Origin of the sequence: Nonomuraea sp. NPDC059007 (assembly GCF_042740555.1) — a bacterium.
Classification (GTDB): domain Bacteria; phylum Actinomycetota; class Actinomycetes; order Streptosporangiales; family Streptosporangiaceae; genus Nonomuraea.
Window position 1 is genome coordinate 33816 of record NZ_JBHYJD010000005.1, and the last position, 16358, is coordinate 50173.

At 72.6% G+C, this 16358-nt stretch carries 15 protein-coding genes; 5 read left to right on the forward strand and 10 right to left on the reverse strand.

Going from position 1 to position 16358, the window contains the following annotated elements:
• Nucleotides 1-20: 20 nt before the first annotated feature.
• Genes ACFWY5_RS09490 through alc form a run of 3 tightly spaced genes read left to right on the forward strand, consistent with a single transcriptional unit; the run spans nt 21 to nt 3423 of the window.
• Nucleotides 21-1157 (forward strand): glycerate kinase, encoded by a 1137-nt coding sequence (locus ACFWY5_RS09490; RefSeq protein WP_379631033.1) that lies wholly within the window; start codon nt 21-23, stop codon nt 1155-1157.
• Between the two features lies 1 nt (nt 1158).
• Nucleotides 1159-2475, forward strand: a complete 1317-nt coding sequence (allB, locus tag ACFWY5_RS09495; protein WP_379631035.1) for an allantoinase AllB — start codon at nt 1159-1161, stop codon at nt 2473-2475.
• Nucleotides 2476-3423, forward strand: coding sequence for an allantoicase (gene alc, locus ACFWY5_RS09500; RefSeq protein ID WP_379621500.1), 948 nt, complete (start codon nt 2476-2478; stop codon nt 3421-3423). It begins immediately after the preceding gene.
• Between the two features lie 58 nt (nt 3424-3481).
• On the opposite strand, the gene ACFWY5_RS09505 is transcribed toward alc, so the two are convergent.
• Nucleotides 3482-4675, reverse strand: a complete 1194-nt coding sequence (locus ACFWY5_RS09505; protein ID WP_379631037.1) for an MFS transporter — start codon at nt 4673-4675, stop codon at nt 3482-3484.
• A 45-nt stretch (nt 4676-4720) separates the two neighbouring features.
• Here ACFWY5_RS09505 and ACFWY5_RS09510 point away from each other — a divergent pair, with 45 nt between their 5' ends.
• The gene (locus ACFWY5_RS09510) at nt 4721-5218 is read left to right on the forward strand and encodes a CGNR zinc finger domain-containing protein (protein WP_379631039.1); all 498 of its coding nucleotides are present in this window, start codon (nt 4721-4723) and stop codon (nt 5216-5218) included.
• Here the strand turns inward: ACFWY5_RS09510 and ACFWY5_RS09515 are convergent.
• The 9 genes from ACFWY5_RS09515 to uraD all read right to left on the reverse strand — a co-directional run bounded on the left by ACFWY5_RS09515 (nt 5215) and on the right by uraD (nt 14690).
• Nucleotides 5215-6423: an XdhC family protein gene (locus tag ACFWY5_RS09515; protein WP_379631041.1), complete on the reverse strand. Its 1209-nt coding sequence runs from the start codon at nt 6421-6423 to the stop codon at nt 5215-5217. The genes ACFWY5_RS09510 and ACFWY5_RS09515 overlap by 4 nt on opposite strands.
• Before the next feature lie 61 nt (nt 6424-6484).
• Entirely contained in the window at nt 6485-7891 is a 1407-nt protein-coding gene (locus ACFWY5_RS09520) for an NCS2 family permease (RefSeq protein ID WP_379621508.1), read from the reverse strand.
• A 124-nt stretch (nt 7892-8015) separates the two neighbouring features.
• Nucleotides 8016-10313: a xanthine dehydrogenase subunit D gene (pucD, locus tag ACFWY5_RS09525; protein WP_379631043.1), complete on the reverse strand. Its 2298-nt coding sequence runs from the start codon at nt 10311-10313 to the stop codon at nt 8016-8018.
• Nucleotides 10310-11689 (reverse strand): 8-oxoguanine deaminase, encoded by a 1380-nt coding sequence (locus ACFWY5_RS09530; protein ID WP_379621512.1) that lies wholly within the window; start codon nt 11687-11689, stop codon nt 10310-10312. The genes pucD and ACFWY5_RS09530 overlap by 4 nt, the downstream gene beginning before the upstream one ends.
• Entirely contained in the window at nt 11686-12159 is a 474-nt protein-coding gene (locus ACFWY5_RS09535) for a (2Fe-2S)-binding protein (RefSeq protein ID WP_379631045.1), read from the reverse strand. The genes ACFWY5_RS09530 and ACFWY5_RS09535 overlap by 4 nt, the downstream gene beginning before the upstream one ends.
• Nucleotides 12159-13019 carry an FAD binding domain-containing protein gene (locus ACFWY5_RS09540; RefSeq protein WP_379631047.1) on the reverse strand — a complete coding sequence of 287 codons (861 nt, stop codon included), beginning with the start codon at nt 13017-13019 and terminating at the stop codon, nt 12159-12161. The genes ACFWY5_RS09535 and ACFWY5_RS09540 overlap by 1 nt, the downstream gene beginning before the upstream one ends.
• Before the next feature lie 7 nt (nt 13020-13026).
• Complete coding sequence (pucL, locus tag ACFWY5_RS09545) at nt 13027-13902, reverse strand: factor-independent urate hydroxylase (protein WP_379631049.1); 876 nt, start codon at nt 13900-13902, stop codon at nt 13027-13029.
• Nucleotides 13903-14196: a hydroxyisourate hydrolase gene (gene uraH, locus ACFWY5_RS09550; protein WP_379611728.1), complete on the reverse strand. Its 294-nt coding sequence runs from the start codon at nt 14194-14196 to the stop codon at nt 13903-13905.
• On the reverse strand, nt 14193-14690 hold the full coding sequence (gene uraD / locus ACFWY5_RS09555; RefSeq protein ID WP_379611727.1) for a 2-oxo-4-hydroxy-4-carboxy-5-ureidoimidazoline decarboxylase: 498 nt from the start codon (nt 14688-14690) through the stop codon (nt 14193-14195). Before uraD ends, uraH begins: the two co-directional genes overlap by 4 nt.
• Before the next feature lie 131 nt (nt 14691-14821).
• On the opposite strand from uraD, the gene ACFWY5_RS09560 reads away from it, so the two are divergent.
• A complete protein-coding gene (locus ACFWY5_RS09560; RefSeq protein WP_379611726.1) occupies nt 14822-16315 on the forward strand; it encodes a PucR family transcriptional regulator in 1494 nt (497 codons plus the stop codon).
• Nucleotides 16316-16358 lie beyond the last annotated feature (43 nt).

Here is a 16358-nt window from a genome sequence, read left to right on the forward strand (position 1 = left end):
CTCGCGAGGAGTTCGTAGTGGTGGAGCACGTGCTTGTTGCCCCCGACAAGTTCAAGGGGTCGCTCACGGCGGCCGAAGTGGCCTCCCGGGTCAGCGCCGGCCTGGGTGTCGCGACGGTCGAGCTGCCCGTGGCCGACGGTGGCGACGGAACCGTCGATGCCGCCGTGGCCTGCGGTTTCGAGCGCGTGCCCCTGACCGTCACCGGTCCCACCGGCGAGCCCGTCGAGGCCGCGTACGCCTGGCGGGCGCCGGTCGCCGTCGTCGAGATGGCCGAGGCGTCCGGGCTGCGCAGGCTGCCCGGCGCGCCGGACGCGCTCGGCGCCACCAGCTACGGCACCGGCGAGCTGATCGCGGACGCGGTCAAGCGGGGCGCCACGCGCATCGTGCTGGGCATCGGCGGCAGTGCCTCCACCGACGGAGGCGCCGGGATGGCGCGGGCGCTGGGCGCCCGGTTCCTGGACGAGGCGGGTGCGGAGCTGCCCGAGGGCGGGGCGACGCTGCGGAACCTGGCGAAGATCGACATGTCCGCCTTTATCGACCTTTCCGGGGTCGAGGTGGTGGTCGCCAGCGATGTCGACAACCCGCTGCTCGGCCCGCACGGCGCCGCGGCCGTCTACGGGCCGCAGAAGGGCGCCTCGCCCGCGGACGTCCAAGTGCTTGAGGCCGGGCTGGCCCGGCTGGCGGCCCGTGCGGCGGCCACTCACGGCCTGGTCGGGGCGGTGGAACACGACGGCACGCCCCGGCCCATGGGCGTCGCGGGCGCGCCGGGGGCCGGAGCCGCTGGCGGGGTCGGGTTCGCCGCCCTCGCCTTCCTGAAGGCCGAGATCCAGCCGGGCATCGAGTACCTGCTCGACCTGCTCGGCTTCGGCGAGCAGGTACGCGGCGCCCACCTCGTCGTCACCGGCGAGGGCTCGCTCGACGAGCAGTCGCTGCGCGGCAAGGCACCCGTGGGCGTCGCCAGGGCCGCGGCCAGGGCGGGTGTGCCGGTCGTGGCCGTCTGCGGGCGGCGCACACTCACCGACGAGCAGCTGAACGCCGCCGGGATCCGCGCCGCCTACGCGCTCAGCGACATCGAGCCCGACCTGGACCGCTGCATGGCCGAAGCCGGCCCGCTGCTCGAACGGCTGGCGGCGCGCATCGCCGCCGAATGGAGGTGAGATGGACGACGACCTGGTGATCCGGTCGCGGCGCGTGGTGACCCCGGAGGGGGTGCGCGCGGCGGCGGTGGCCGTACGGGAGGGGAAGATCGCGGCGGTGCGCCCGCACGAGGCGCGCACGCCCGCGGCCGCCGAGCTCGACCTCGGCGAGGTGGCGCTGCTGCCCGGCCTGGTCGACACCCACGTGCACGTCAACGAGCCGGGCCGCACGCACTGGGAGGGGTTCGCCTCGGCGACGCGCGCGGCGGCGGCGGGCGGCGTCACCACGATCGTGGACATGCCGCTCAATTCGCTGCCGCCGACCGTGACGCCCGCCGCGCTCGCGGCCAAGCGGGCCGCCGCCACCGGGCAGTGCTTCGTGGACGTCGGGTTCTGGGGCGGGGCGGTGCCCGGCAACGTCAAGGAGTTGCGGCCGCTGCACGAACGGGGCGTGTTCGGCTTCAAGTGCTTCCTGTCGCCGTCGGGCGTGGAGGAGTTCCCGCCGCTGTCACTCGACGAGGTACGCCGCGCGCTGGCCGAGATCGCCGCCTTCGACGGCCTGATGATCGTGCACGCCGAGGATCCCGCGCTGCTGACCGACCCGGCCGGCCCGGGCTACCCCGAGTTCCTCGGCTCGCGCCCCGGCTCGGCCGAGCGCAGCGCCGTCGAGCAGGTGATCAGGCTGACCCGGGAGACCGGCGCCCGCACGCACGTCCTGCACGTCTCCAGCGCCGACTGTCTGGAGCCGCTGCGCGCCGCGCGGGCCGAGGGCCTGCCGATCAGCGCCGAGACCTGCCCGCACTACCTGACCATCGCCGCAGAGCAGGTGCCCGAGGGCGCGACCGCGTTCAAGTGCTGCCCGCCCATCCGCTCGGCCGCCAACCGCGACCTGCTCTGGCAGGGACTCGCCGACGGCGTGCTGACCTGCGTCGTCTCCGACCACTCGCCGTCACCCGCGGACCTGAAGGTGCCCGACTTCGCCGCCGCCTGGGGCGGCATCGCCTCGCTGCAGCTCGGGCTGAGCGCCGTCTGGACCGAAGGATCGCGACGCGGGTACGGCCTGGCCGACGTCACCCGCTGGATGTCGGAGAACCCGGCCCGCCTGGCCCGCGTGGCCGGCAAGGGCGCCATCCGCCCCGGGTACGACGCCGACCTGGTCGCCTTCGACCCCGAGGCCGGTCACCGGGTCGACGCCCAGGCACTCCACCACAAGAACCCCGTCACCCCTTACCACGGGCGCGCCCTGCGGGGCGTCGTCCGCACCACCTGGCTCCGCGGCCGGCGCGTCGACGTCGCGGCGGCGCCGTACGGAACCTTTCTGCAGTTGGGAGCACACTGAATGCCCGCCTTCACCAGACTTCCCGACCTCGCCCTGCGCGGGTACGGCGGCGCCGTCATCGCCGCGAGCGATGAGTCGTTCGCCGAGAAGGAGGCGCTCGTCCGGCCGGGCAGGCCGGCCTTCCAGGCGGAGACGTTCGGCAACAAGGGACAGGTGTACGACGGCTGGGAGACCCGCCGTCGCCGCACGCCCGGCCACGACTGGGCGATCATCCGGCTGGGGCTGCCCGGCACGGTGCGCGGCGTGGTGATCGACACGGCGTGGTTCAAGGGGAACTTCCCGCCGCACGCCTCGGTGGAGGCGTGCGAGGTGGCCGGGACCCCGTCGCCGGAGGAGCTGGCGACGGCCGCGTGGGTGGAGATCGTGCCGCGCGCCGACCTCAAGGGCGATGCCGAGCATCACTTCGAGGTGCGCGACGAGCGGCGCTACACCCATGTGCGGCTGAACATGTACCCCGACGGGGGGATCGCCCGGCTGCGCGTGCACGGCGAGGTACGCCCGGACCTGTCGCTGTATGACGGGCTGAGCCTCGACCTGGCCGCGCTGGCCAACGGCGCGGTGGTGACCGGGTGCTCGGACGAGTTCTACTCCGCGCCCCACAACGCCATCGCCCCCGGCCTGGGCAGGCACCAGGCGGAGGGCTGGGAGACGGCGCGGCGGCGCGACGACGGCAACGACTGGATCGTGGTGCGCCTGGCCGGACGGGGCGTCGTCAGGCTGGCCGAGATCGACACGACGAACCTGCTGTTCAACGCGCCGGGCGCGATCCGGCTGCGGGGCAGGGACGGCGAGGGCGACTGGTTCGACCTGCTCCCCCGGACCGGCCTGCAGCCCGACACCCCGCACCGCTTCCGGGTCGAGGAGGCCCGGCCCGTCACCCACGTGCGGGCCGACATCTACCCGGACGGCGGCCTGGCCAGGATCCGCCTGCACGGCAACCTGGCGTGAGCCACCCGCACGGCAACCTGGCGTGAGGCGCCTGCACGGCAACCCGGCGTGAGCGGCCTCAGGCCATCGCCGCGTCCGTGACGAGCTGGCGGCGTTCGGCGACGGAGGAGCCCAGGGCGACCAGCGTGCTCAGGGCCACGCACAGGCCGATGGCGGGCTGGGCGCCGACGCGCTCCACGAGCCAGGCCACGGTCATGCCGGCGGCGCCGTAGCCGAGTCCGCCGGCGGCGTACATGCCGGAGAAGCCCACGGCCCACTGCGACTCCGGCAGCCGGTCCTGCAGGGACACCGCGCGGGCGGTCAGGGCGGGCGTCTGCAGAAGGCCGGCGACCGCGAACAGGGCCACGACCAGGCCGAGCACCGGGACCAGCGCGGCCGCGCCCAGCGCGAGACCGATGCCGGCCGACAGCAGTGCCGCCTGGGCCAGCGGGGTGCCCGGCCAGGCGCGGGCGCCGTACAGGAGGCCGCCGCCGATGCCGGCCAGCGTGTACGCGGTCAGGACCGGGCCGGCCAGGGCGGCGCCGGCGTCGTGCGTGGCCAGGAGGACCGGCAGGGCCAGGCTGACGGCGCCGAAGGCGAACATCATCGCCCCGTCGTACGCCATCGCGGGCCAGCTGATCCGCCACAGGCGGGCGCGGTGGGCGGTGGTGGTCCTGGGCGGGTCGAGGAGGCGGCGTCCGGCCAGCGCTCCGGCCGCCGCCACTGCGGCCATGAGGAGGATCGGGAGGCGGGCGTCCACGACGGCCAGGAGCGCCACCACCGCGGGGGCGACGGTCCAGACGGTCGTGCTTGCCGCGGATTCGAGGCTGAGCGCGGGCACGCGTCGCTCGGGTGGCGCCAGCCGTACCAGGAGGGCGCGCAGGCCGCCGTGGGCGCCCGCGGAGATCGCGCCGCCGAGCCCGGCCAGGGCGAGCATTCCCGCGGGCGTCCACCACTCGGCGCGGGGCGAAGCGGTGGCGAGCAGGGCCAGCAGGGCGAAGGCCGCGGCCTCCACGCCCAGGACCAGGGCGGTCTCGGAGCGGGCGGGGCGGCGGTCGAAGCGCCGGCCCAGGGGGCCCGCCGCGACCGCCTCGGCGAGCGCGTGGCCACCGCCCAGGAGGGCGCCGACGGCGTAGGAGCCGGTGACGGCGTGCCCGAGGAAGACCAGCGCGAGTGGCGCGGCGGCCACCGGGAACCGCTGGCAGACCAGGACGGCGAACCAGACCCCGACCCCCGGCGAACGCAGTACTGTCACATACTGTTTACCGGTCATACTTATAGACGGTAACAGTTACCGGCTATCGTGTAAACTGGTTACATGACGGAGAGTGTGGCGCCGGGCGCGCTTGAGCAGGTGCGGACGTTCCTCAACACGTGGTGGGTGCCCAACGACACGCGGGTGGCCGAGGACAGGCTGCCAGAGACGCTGGCCGATCCGGCCGACCTCGGTGAGATGTCGGAGCTCAGGACGGCGTTGCGGGCGGCGCTGGGGGTCGAGCGGCCGGCCGTACTGGCGTCATGGCTGGAGCGGCACCCGCTGCGGGCCGAGCTCTCGTCCGACCCCGGGAGCCCGCCGCTCGTGCTGACCCCCGAGGACGGCACGGCGGCGGGCCGGGTTCTGGCGGTGGTGGCTGAGGCGGTGCGGGCCGGCCAGTGGGCGCGGCTCAAGGCCTGTCCCGACTGCTCGTGGGTCTTCTACGACCACAGCCGCAACGGCAGCCGCCGGTGGTGCGTGATGAGCCCGGGTGGTTCGGATTCACGGGGGTGCGGGAGCATCGCGAAGGTCCGCGCCTACCGGGAGCGCAGGCGCGCCTAGCGGGTGAGGGCGTGGACGGGGCCGGAGGTGGTGGTCAGCGGCCGGCAGGTGCCGCCGCGGCGGGTGGCCACGAGTTCGGCGGCGATGGAGACTGCGACCTCCTCCGGGGTGCGGGCGCCGAGGTCGAGGCCGATCGGGGAGCGCAGGCGCGACAGTTCCGCCTCGGACAGGCCCGCCTCGCGCAGACGGCGCGACCTCTCGTCGTGGGTACGGCGCGAGCCCATCGCGCCCACGTAACCGGCATCGGTGCGCAGGGCCCGTTCCAGCAGGGGGATGTCGAACTTCGGGTCGTGGGTCAGCACGGCGATGGCGGTGCGGGCGTCCACGGGGGTGTGCTCCAGGTAGCGGTGCGGCCAGTCGACGACCACCTCGTGGGCGTCGGGGAAACGCTTGCGGGTGGCGAAGACCGGGCGGGCGTCGCAGACGGTGACGTGGTAGCCGAGGAAGCGGCCGGCCCGGGTGAGGGCGGCGGCGAAGTCGACGGCGCCGAACACCAGCAGCCGGGGCGGGGGCGCGTAGGTCTCCACGAACATCCGCAGGCCGTCGCATCCCACCTCCCTGACGCCGGTCAGGCCGGTGTCCAGCATGGCCGCCGCCTCCGCCGCCACCAGGCGGTCGACGACCGGGTCGCCGGCCGTGCCGGTGGTTCCCCCATCGGCCTCAAGCGTCAGAGAAGCCCCAAGCGTCAGGGATGGCTCAGAGGCCAGGGAGGCCTCAAGGGCCGGGGATGCCCCAAGAGCCGGGAAAGCCCCAAGAGTCGGGAAAGCCGCAAGGGCCGGGGAGGCCTCAAGGGTCGGGGTGGAGGGGCCGCCGCTGGCCGGAGGCAGGATCCGGGCCAGGGCGGCCGGCTCACCGGCGGCCAGCGCCCGCAGGTAGGCGCGGAAGGCGGGCTCCGTGGTGTTCGGCCAGACGAGGATCTCGATGATGCCGCCGCAGGTCAGCCCGACCGCGAACGCCTCGTCGTCGCTGTAGCCGAACGTCTGCAGCACGGGCCGGTTCTCTTCGAGGGAGCGCAGGCACAGCTCGTACACCGCGCCTTCGACGCAACCGCCGGAGACGCTGCCGACGGCGGTGCCGTCCTCTGCCACGGCCAGCGCGGCTCCCGGCTCGCGGGGCGCGCTGCCGCTGACCCCGACGACGGAGGCGACAGCGAACCGCCGGCCCTCCCCGGTCCAGGCCAGGAGGTCGTCGACGAGATCACGCATGGTGTCTCCTTGAGCTGTAGGCGGGGGAACGCCACCGGGCGTTCCCCCGGGCAGAAGGGGCCTAGCCGAACAGCCCCTCGATGAACGAGATCCCGAAATAGGCCACGAAAATGGCCGTGATCAGCCACAGCAGCCAGTGGATCTCGGAGAACCTGCCGCGCGCCGCCTTGATCACGGTGTAGGCGACGATCCCCGCCCCGACCCCGTTGGTGATCGAGTAGGTGAACGGCATCAGGGAGATCGTGAGGAAGGCCGGAACGGCCAGCTCCAGGTCGTCCCAGGAGATCTTGCGGGCGGCCGTCATCATGAGCGCCCCCACCAGCACCAGCGCGGGCGCCGCCGCCTGGGCGGGCACGACCGCGGCCAGCGGGGTGAGGAACATGGCCCCCGCGAACAACCCGCCGGTGACGAGGCTGGCGAGGCCGGTGCGAGCGCCCTCCCCGACTCCCGCCGCCGACTCCACGACGACCGTGTTGGCCGAGGCTCCGGTGCCGCCGCCGATGATGGCGCCGAAGCCGTCGATGGTGAGGATCTTGCCGATGCCCTTGATCTGCCCCTTGTCATCGGACAGCCCGGCTTCCTCGCCGACGCCGATGATGGTGCCCATCGCGTCGAAGAAGCCCGACAGCACCAGCGTGAACAGCACCACGGTGGCGGTCAGGATCCCGGCCTGGCCGAAGCCGCCGAACAGGTCGACGGAGCCGAGCAGCCCGAAGTCGGGGGTGGCGACGATGTCCTTGGGCATGGCCGGGGTGACGACGCCCCACTTCAGCCCGTCGACGGCGGCGTTGATGACGATGGCCAGCGCGGTCGCGGCGACGATGCTGATGAGGATGGCTCCGGGCACGCGGCGCACGTACAGGCCGAGCATGAGCAGCAACCCGGCGCAGAAGACGACCACGGGCCAGCCCTGGAGGTGGCCGCCGGTGCCGAGGGTGATGGGCGTGCCCTCGCCCCTGCCGACGAATCCGGCGTCCACGAGGCCGATGAGCGCGATGAACATGCCGATGCCGACCCCGATGGCGTGTTTCAGGCCGGTGGGGATGGCGTCCATGATGAGCTGCCTGATGCCGGTGAGGGCGAAGACGACGATCACGACGCCTTCGAGCACGACCAGGCCCATGGCCTGGTCCCAGGTCATGAACGGCGCCGCCTGGAAGGCCACCACCGGTGCCACGCCGAGCCCGGAGGCCAGCGCGAACGGGGCGTTGCCCACCAGGCCCATCAGGATGGTGGTGAGCGCGGCCGACAGCGCGACCGCGGTGGTCAGCTGCGGGATGGTGAGCTGGGCTCCGGTGACGTCCTTGGCGCCGCTGAGGATGATCGGGATGAGCAGGATGATGTAGGCGACGGCCACGAACGTGGTGATGCCGCCGCGCACCTCCCTGCCCACGGTGCTCCCCCGGCCCGACAGGTCGAAGAACCGGTCCAGCGCTCCGGTTGGGGGTTTTGTCTGGAGTTGGGTCATGGTCGGGGCCCTCCTCGGGCGTGGTCGACCTGCGGCTGCGCTGCCGCTGGGTGCGGTTGTGGAGTCTGTCCCGCTGACATGGGGGGTGCGGGCTGCCCCTGTTGATCAACTCACCCGGAGTGGTTCATCCCGTGATGTGCTCCGGACGCACAGGCACTCGGTGGAGTGCGAGCCCCGTGGCGTCGCGGATGGCCGCGACGATGGCCGGGGTGGAGGAGAGCGTGGGTGGCTCTCCGGCGCCACGCAGCCCGTATGGGGCACGCGGGTCGGCGTTCTCGAGGATTTCCAGCCGCATGGGCGGCATGTCGAGGATGGTGGGGATGAGGTAGTCGGTGAAGGACGGGTTGCGTACCTTGCCGTCGCTGACCACGATCTCCTCCATCACGGCGAGGCCGAGGCCCTGGGCGGTGCCGCCGTGGATCTGGCCTTCCAGGGAGAGGCGGTTGAGGATCTTGCCGACGTCCTGGATGGCGGCCAGTTCGACCACCTTCACCAGGCCGAGCTCGACGTCGACGTCGACGACGGCCCGGTGCACACAGAGCGCGACCTGGGTGTGGGTGTCGCCCTGTCCGGTGACCGGGTCCATGCCGGTGGTGGGGTGGTGGTGGTACTCGCGGGTCTCCTCGATGACCTGGTCACCCAGCACGTCCTCGATGGTCGCGATCACCCCTCGCGAGGCTGAGATGATTTTTCCCCCGACGAGCGACAAATCGTCATAGAACCCGTCTACCAGGGCGAGCAGGCGATCGCGTACGGCCCAGCAGGCCGCCTGGACCGAGCCGCCCGTCATGTACGACTGCCGCGACGCCGACGACGACCCCGCGCTGCCCACCTGGTTGTCGGCCGGATGGATGACCACGTTCTCGATTCCCAGCTCGGTGCGAGCGATCTGGGCCTCGATGGTCACCAGCCCCTGACCGACCTCCGCGGCGGCCGTGTGCACCAGCGCGGTCGCGGCCCCGCCGATGACCTCCAGGCGCACCCGGGCGGTGGAGTAGTCGTCGAAGCCCTCGGAGAAGCAGATGTTCTTGAGGCCGACGCCGTAGCCGACGCCGCGCCGTACCCCTTCTCCGTGGGTGGTCTGGGAGGCGCCGCCGGGCAGGTTGCGGATGTCGGAGCTGTCGAGCGGAGGGGGCATGGGCAGGTCGCGGGCCTGAGCGAGCATGTCCTTCATGGGCAGCGGCGCGTGGATGATCTGCCCGGTGGCCAGCGCGGACCCTTGGGAGGCGGCGTTTGTTCGCCTGATGGTCACCGGGTCGATCCCGCAGGCTTCACCCAGCTTGTCCATCATGGACTCGTAGGCGAAACACGCCTGAACCGCGCCGAACCCCCGCATCGCCCCGCAGGGCGGGTTGTTGGTGTAGACGCCATAAGCGTCGATCTTGACGTTCGGGATCTCGTAGGGGCCGACGCCGAGCGAAGCGGCGTTGCCCACGACGTTGAGCGTGGCAGAGGTGTACGCGCCGCCGTCCAGGACGATCTCCACGTCGGCGTAGAGGATCTTGCCGTCCCTGGAAGCGCCGTACTCGTAGCGCATCTGGGCCGGATGCCGGTGCACGTGGCCGAAGAACGACTCGTGCCGGTTGTACATCATCTTGACCGGCGCGCCGGTGTGCAGGGCGAGCATGGCGGCGTGGATCTGCATGGACAGGTCCTCGCGCCCGCCGAACGCGCCGCCGACCCCGGACAGCGTCATCCGGATGCGCTCCTCGGGCAGGCCGAGGCAGGGGCCGATCTGCTTGAGGTCGTTGTGCATCCACTGGGTGGCGACGTACAGCTCGACGCCGCCGTCCTCGGCGGGCACCGCGAGGCCGGATTCGGGGCCGAGGAAGGCCTGATCCTGGATGCCGACCTCGTAGGTGCCGGTGACCACGACCTCGGCGGCGGCGCGCACGGCCTCGACGTCGCCGACCCTGACCGGCTGGTGGCGGGCCGGGTTCGGCCGGTCCTGCACCTGCGGGTAGGAAGGGTCGAAGGCGGCCCGCCTGGCGTCGGTCAGCGGCTCCAGGATCTCCCACTCGATCGCGATCTTGTCGAGCGCGCGGCGGGCGGTCTCGGGGTGGTCGGCCGCGACGAGCGCGATCGCCTCGCCCTGGTGGCGTACCTCGCCGATGGCCAGCACGGGCTGGTCCCAGGTGAGGTCGAGCCCGTAGTGCTTGCGGCCGGGCACGTCCTCATGCGTGAGTACGGCGCGCACCCCCGGATGGGCGAGGGCGGCGGCGACGTCGATCGAGACGATGCGGGCGCGCGGATGGGGACTGCGGAGCGTCGCGCCCCACAGCATCCCCTCCGCCCACAGGTCCGAGGCGTAGGCGAACTCGCCCTTGACCTTGAGCGTCCCGTCGGGCCGCAACGTGCTCTCGCCCACTCCCCCGATGCCGGGGGCGGCGATCTCGTGCGGCGCGCGCAGCGGGAGTGTCACGTGTGTACCTCCTTGGCGACGGAGAATCCCTGCTCCCGCGCCAGCCGCATCAGGCGGCGGTGCGCCTCGGCGCCCGCGCGTCCCGACGCGTCCTGGTCCACGGTCTTCAACTCGTCGTTCTCGACGACGCTCTCGCCGCCGACGAGCAGGCGGGCCAGCGGCGGCTGCCGGGTGGCGAACACGAGCTGGCAGACGGGGTCCTGGACGGCGCCGGCGAAGGCGCCGTCGACGCGCCACAGCGCGATGTCGGCGAGCTTGCCCGCCTCCAGCGAGCCCAGTTCGCCGGCGCGGCCGAGGTTGCGCGCGCCGCCCATGGTGGCCATCTCCAGCGCCTGGCGGGCGGTGAGCGCGGTGGGCCCGTGCGCGGCGCGCTGGAACAGCAGCGCCTGGCGCATCTCGCCGGACAGCGTGGTCAGCTCGGAGGAGGCGTTGCCGTCGACGCCGAGCCCGACGTTGGCCCCGCGCCGCAGCATCTCGGAGACGCGGGCGATCCCGGCGCCGAGGCGGCCGTTGGAGGAGGGGCAGTGGGCGGCGCCGGTGCCGGTGGCGGCGAACTTGTCGATGTCGGCGTCGCTCAGGTGCACGGTGTGGGCGAACCACACGTCGGGGCCGAGCCAGCCGAGCTTCTCCATGTAGTCGACCGGCCGCACGCCGAACGCCTCGACGCAGTGCTCGTCCTCGTCGAGCGTCTCGGCCAGGTGGGTGTGCAGGCGTACGCCCTTGGCCCTGGCCAGCTCGGCGGCGTCGGTCATCAGCTCGGCGGTGACCGAGAACGGCGAGCAGGGCGCGACCGCGACGCGCAGCTTCGAGGAGAACGACGGGTCGTGGTAGGCGTCGATGGCCTCGGAGGTGGCGGCCAGGACGGTGTCGCGGTCCTCGACCACCACGTCCGGCGGCAGGCCGCCCTGCGACTGACCGCGGTCCATGGAGCCGCGGGCGGGGTGGAAGCGGATGCCGAGCTCCCGTGCGGCCTCGATCTCGGCGGCGAACAGGTCGCCGCGGCCCTTCGGGAAGACGTAGTGGTGGTCGCTGGAGAGCGTGCAGCCCGACAGCGCCAGGTAGCCGAGCCCGGCGGCGGCGGCGCCCTTGACGACCTCGGCGTCCATGGCGGCCCACACCTGGTAGCTGGCGACCAGCCACTCGAACAGGGTGGCGTCCTGGGCCAGGCCCTGCGAGGCCCACTGGTAGAGGTGGTGGTGGGTGTTGACCAGGCCGGGCGTGGCCAGGCAGCCGGTGCCGTCGATGCGGGTCTCGCCCGGGTTCGCCTGGACGGCGCCGGAGCCGACCTCCGTGATCCGGTCTCCCTCGATCCTGATATATCCGGACGGGATCTCCGGGCCGGTGACCGGCGCGATGTAGACGTTCTCGATGATCATGGGGTGGCGGCCTTTCGCGACGCGGCCAGCCGTACCGCGTCGAGGATCTTCTCGTAGCCCGTGCAGCGGCACAGGTTGCCCGCGAGCGCCTCGCGGATCTCCGCGTCGGACGGATCGGGCACTCTGCCGATGAGGTCGTGCGCCTGCACGATCAGCCCTGGTGTGCAGAATCCGCACTGGACGGCGCCGCACTCGACGAACGCCTCCTGCACGGGGTCGAGGCGGTCGCCGTCGGCCAGGCCCTCGACCGTGCGGACCTGGCGGCCCTCGGCCTGTCCCGCGGCGACCAGGCAGGCGCAGACCGGCGTACCGTCCAGGTAGACGGTGCAGGAGCCGCATTCGCCCTGCTCGCAGGCGTTCTTGGAGCCGGGCAGCCCCACCCGCTCGCGCAGCACGTACAGCAGGCTCTCTCCGGCCCACACGTCGTCGACGGACTCTTCGCGGCCGTTGACGGTGAAGGAGACCCTCATCAGGCGGCCCTCACTTTCCGGTAGTCGTTCCACGCCCAGGTGAGCGTGCGGCGGGCCATCACGGCGATGGCGTGCCTGCGGTAGTCGGCGGTGCCGCGCACGTCGTCGATCGGCGAGGCGGCACGGGAGCACAGCTCGCCGAAGCGCCTGAGCACCGCGGTGTCGAGGCGGGTGTCCCAGTCGAGTTCGTTCGCCAGGAACTCCTCGGCCTCAAGGGCGCGGCGCGGGGTGGGGGCGGCCGAGCCGATCCCGGTCCCGACCCGGCGCTCGCCGGGGTGCAGCGCGACCGAGAACGAGCAGACCGCGATGACCATGGCGTTGCGGGTGCCGACCTTGGAGAAGTACTGCGGACCGCCCGCGGCCTCGACCCGCACCGCCCTGATCAGCTCGTCCGGCTCCAGCGCGCTGCGCTTGACGCCCAGGTAGAACTCGTGCGCCGGGATCATCCGCACGCCGCGCGCCCGCGACTCCACCTCGACGACCGCCCCGGCCGCCAGCAGCGGCGGATGGCTGTCGCCCGCGGGCGAGGCCGCCCCGAGGTTGCCGCCGACGGTGCCGCGATTGCGGATCTGCGGCGAGCCGACCGTCCGCGAGGCCTGCGCGAGCCCGGGCAGCACCCCGCCGAGCTCCTCAATGATCTTCACGTACGGCAGGCCCGCCCCGACCCGGTAGGTGTCGCCCTCCCGCGACCAGGTGGCCAGCTCGCCCACCTGGTTGAGGTCGAGCAGCGCCGGCGGCCTGTGCACGTCGAAGTTGATCTCCACCATCACGTCGGTGCCGCCCTGGATGGGCACGGCCTCCGGCTGGTCCGCCTTGGCGGCCAGCGCCTCCGCCCACGTGGTGGGCCGCAAGAACTCCATCAGTCAGTCACTCCCAGGCGAAGGCGGCCTCAGGAGCGTCGTCCCGCAGGACGGCGCCCTCGATCAGCCCGTAGGGCCGGTCGGCCGCGTAGTAGACCTCGTTGTCGTTGTCGAGCCCGAACGGCGCTAGGTCCACGAGGAAGTGGTGCTTGTTCGGCATCGCGAACCTGATCTCGCAGACCTCCTCGCGGGCGTCGAGCACCCGCCTGCCCATGGCGTAGAGGGTCTGCTGGAGGGAGAGGCTGTGGGTCTCGGCGAAGGCTTCGAGCAGGCAGCGCCGTACCTCGTCGTAGGACTTGCCGAAGGAGGAGGTCTCGCCGGTGTGGCGCCACTGGGCGGAGACCGCGGTCGCGAGGATGCGGTCGGTGGTGGGTTGCAGCGTCGTGTACTCGTCCTCGATGTAGCCGTGGAACTCCGAGCCGGTCGAGTTGAGAACCACGAGGTCCTTCAGGCCGGACACGACGGTGGTGCGGCCGTCCCTGTCGTGGTGGACCACGCAGGTGCGCACCTCCTGGCCGTCGCGGACGAAGGAGTGCCGGTGTTCTCCGGAGACCGGGATGCGCCGCCAGGCGTACTCCTCGATCTCCACGCGGGCGTGGCCGATCGTGGGCTGGCTGCCGACGTAGTGCCTGGCCAGCAGGAGGGCGAAGTCCTCGATCTGGTCGACGCCGTGCTTCCTGGCGAAGGCGAACGCGGTGTTCTTCTGCGTGTCAGTGGGGAGAACGGCCGCGTTGCTGCCGGTCAGGTGGACATCGGCCATGTCGCCGGACAGGGCCGAGCTGACGTTGATGTCCTTGATGTGATGGACACCGCCGTCGCGCACGACCCGGACGACCCTGGTCTCCGCCTTTCCGTAGCGGTTGGGCCCGAGAATGACAGGCATCTAGCTCCCTCGATAGGTGGAGTACGCGAACGGGCTGAGCAGCAGCGGCACGTGGTAGTGCTGATCCGGGTCCTCGACGGCGAACGTGATGACCACCTCGGGGTAGAAGGAGGTCAGCGCGCCGGTGTCGAAGACGACGCGGTGCACGCCCCGGCCGGGGTTCCAGCCCTTGATCCGGCCGTCGTCGTCGGTGCGGCCCTCGGCCACGACCTCGCCGTCCCGCTCCAGCCGTACGGGGACTCCCGCGGCGGGGCGGCCCGTCGCGGCGTTCAGGATGTGGGTGGAGAAGCTCATGCCACGCCCACCAGCTTCGCCATGCGCAGCCGGGTGATCTTGGCGAGCTCGTCGCGGACCACGCGGCGCTCGGTCTCCTCGTCGTTGAGCAGGCGCTCGTTGAGGCGGTCCAGCATCTGGCGGCCGCTCAGGCCGGTCGCGCAGATCAGGTACACGTGGCCGAACCTGTCCTCGTAGTCCCGGTTGCCCCGCGCGAGCTCGGCCAGCACGTCGTCACCGACTCCGGCCTGCTCCTGACGGGACCACGCCTCCGTGGTGCGCTCCCCGATCCTCGGGTGGGCGCCGAGCGCCTCCAGGATCTCGGGCCACTCCAGCGCGCGCACCGCGGTGTCGGCGGTGGCGGTGAGCTGGGCCAGGTCCCGGTGGGGCCGGAGCGCGGCCACAGTCCTGGCGAAGGCGGGCGAGGCGCAGCAGGCCATCAGCTCGCGCTCGGCGTCGGCCGGGCCGAGGGCGTTGAAGTCGGCCAGCCCGGACACGGTCTGCAGGTTCGGCATGTCAGAAGTACACACAGGGCTCTCGTGCCCGGTCCATCCGCAAGAACTCCGAACTGCTCCAGGGGTTGGTCAGGACTTTTCGTGTCATGCTCCAAGTTCTTGGAGCCCGCACCCGCGGGTACTGTCCGTGCATGCGACTCAACGCGCTGCTGGAGATGCCGGAGCTGGGTCTGTCGACCGTGGTCGGACACGACGAACTCGACCGGCCGCTGCGCTGGGTCGTCACCACCGACCTGCTCCACCCGGGCCGCTACCTGAGCGGCGGCGAACTCGTCCTGACCGGCCTCATCTGGCGCAACTCCCCCGCCGACAGCGAGACGTTCGTGGCCGCGCTGGCCGCCGCCGGCGTCTCGGGGCTGGGCGCCTGCGAGGCGGCCTCCGGCGACCTGCCCGCCGACCTGGTGGCCGCGTGCGAGAGGCACCGGGTGCCGTTGTTCCACGTGCCGCAGGCGCTCGGGTTCGCCGAGGTGACCGAGCACATCGTGCGCCGGCTGTCGGGCGCGCGGGCCTCCGACGTCAAGGCCGTGCTCGACCGGCACCGCCAGCTCGTCTCCGGCGCCGGGCTCGACCCCGTGATGGAGATGATCGGGCGCGACCTCGGCATGCGCGGCTGGGTGCTGACCGCCTCCGGCCGTACCGTGGCCGGCGCCGAGCCGCCATCCGACACGGCCATGCTGGCCAGGGCGTTCCTGACGGCCAAGCGGCTGCCGTGCGTACGCGGCGGCTACACGATCTTCCCCGTGGACGAGCAGACCACCTCGCGGGTGGCCGACTGGTTCGTGGCCTTCGAGGGTTCCATGGACGACTGGCCGGAGGAACGGCTCGCGCTGGCCGCGGAGCTGGCGGCCGTCGCCGCGCTGGAGCGCATGCGGCTGGACGACCGGCTCAGCCCCGAGGGCCGCATCGGCCAGGAACTGGTCCGGCTCGTGCTGACCGACGGACGGCCCAGCGACATCCTGCCGCGCCTGCAGGTGACCGGCCTGGCCGACGCGGCCGGTTACGTCGCCGTCGCCGCCGCGGCAGGGGGCAGTCTGCGCCCCGGCGAGCTGCGGGCGGTCGTCAAGGAGATCCTGTACGGCCTGCGCCCCGTCATCGGCGTCGTCGAGGACGAGACGATCGCCCTCGTGCCGGCGACCGGCGAGGACGTCACCGGCCGGGTACGCGACGCCGTACACGCGCTGGCACCGGGGCTGGGCGGCAGCAGGCTCAAGGTCGGGGTGAGCGGCCAGGCGCAGGTGGAGGGCCTGCGCGGCGCGGTCGAGGAGGCCCGTTACGCGCGCCGGATGGCCGAGGGCAGGGCCGAGCCCGACGCGGTCGTGGGCCACGACGAGCTGGCCACGCACGTGCTGCTGCTGGCGTCGGTGCCCGACGACGTGCGGCACATGTTCCGGGTGCGGCTGCTGGACCCGCTGCGCTCCTACGACCAGGTGCACCGGGCCGACCTGGTGCGCACGCTGGAGGCGTTCCTGCTGTGCTCGGGGTCGTGGACCAAGTGCGCCGAGCTGCTCCACGTGCACGTCAACACGCTGCGCTACCGCATCCAGCGCATCCAGGACCTCACCGGGCGCGACCTGTCGCGGCTGGAGGACCGGGTGGACTTCTTCCTGGCGCTGCGGCTGGGCTAGGCGGGTAAAGAGAGGTCATGGCGACGGAGACGGACGGAGCGCG

Excerpts from the sequence above, each read along its gene's own strand:
- pucL (WP_379631049.1), bottom strand. The coding sequence starts at position 13,902 with ATGCCTGTCATTCTCGGGCCCAACCGCTACGGAAAGGCGGAGACCAGG.
- alc (WP_379621500.1), top strand. The coding sequence starts at position 2,476 with ATGCCCGCCTTCACCAGACTTCCCGACCTCGCCCTGCGCGGGTACGGC.
- uraD (WP_379611727.1), bottom strand. The coding sequence starts at position 14,690 with ATGCCGAACCTGCAGACCGTGTCCGGGCTGGCCGACTTCAACGCCCTC.
- uraH (WP_379611728.1), bottom strand. The coding sequence starts at position 14,196 with ATGAGCTTCTCCACCCACATCCTGAACGCCGCGACGGGCCGCCCCGCC.
- ACFWY5_RS09540 (WP_379631047.1), bottom strand. The coding sequence starts at position 13,019 with ATGGAGTTCTTGCGGCCCACCACGTGGGCGGAGGCGCTGGCCGCCAAG.
- ACFWY5_RS09535 (WP_379631045.1), bottom strand. The coding sequence starts at position 12,159 with ATGAGGGTCTCCTTCACCGTCAACGGCCGCGAAGAGTCCGTCGACGAC.
- ACFWY5_RS09505 (WP_379631037.1), bottom strand. The coding sequence starts at position 4,675 with ATGACCGGTAAACAGTATGTGACAGTACTGCGTTCGCCGGGGGTCGGG.
- ACFWY5_RS09510 (WP_379631039.1), top strand. The coding sequence starts at position 4,721 with ATGACGGAGAGTGTGGCGCCGGGCGCGCTTGAGCAGGTGCGGACGTTC.
- ACFWY5_RS09560 (WP_379611726.1), top strand. The coding sequence starts at position 14,822 with ATGCGACTCAACGCGCTGCTGGAGATGCCGGAGCTGGGTCTGTCGACC.
- ACFWY5_RS09520 (WP_379621508.1), bottom strand. The coding sequence starts at position 7,891 with ATGACCCAACTCCAGACAAAACCCCCAACCGGAGCGCTGGACCGGTTC.
- ACFWY5_RS09515 (WP_379631041.1), bottom strand. The coding sequence starts at position 6,423 with ATGCGTGATCTCGTCGACGACCTCCTGGCCTGGACCGGGGAGGGCCGG.
- ACFWY5_RS09530 (WP_379621512.1), bottom strand. The coding sequence starts at position 11,689 with ATGATCATCGAGAACGTCTACATCGCGCCGGTCACCGGCCCGGAGATC.
- allB (WP_379631035.1), top strand. The coding sequence starts at position 1,159 with ATGGACGACGACCTGGTGATCCGGTCGCGGCGCGTGGTGACCCCGGAG.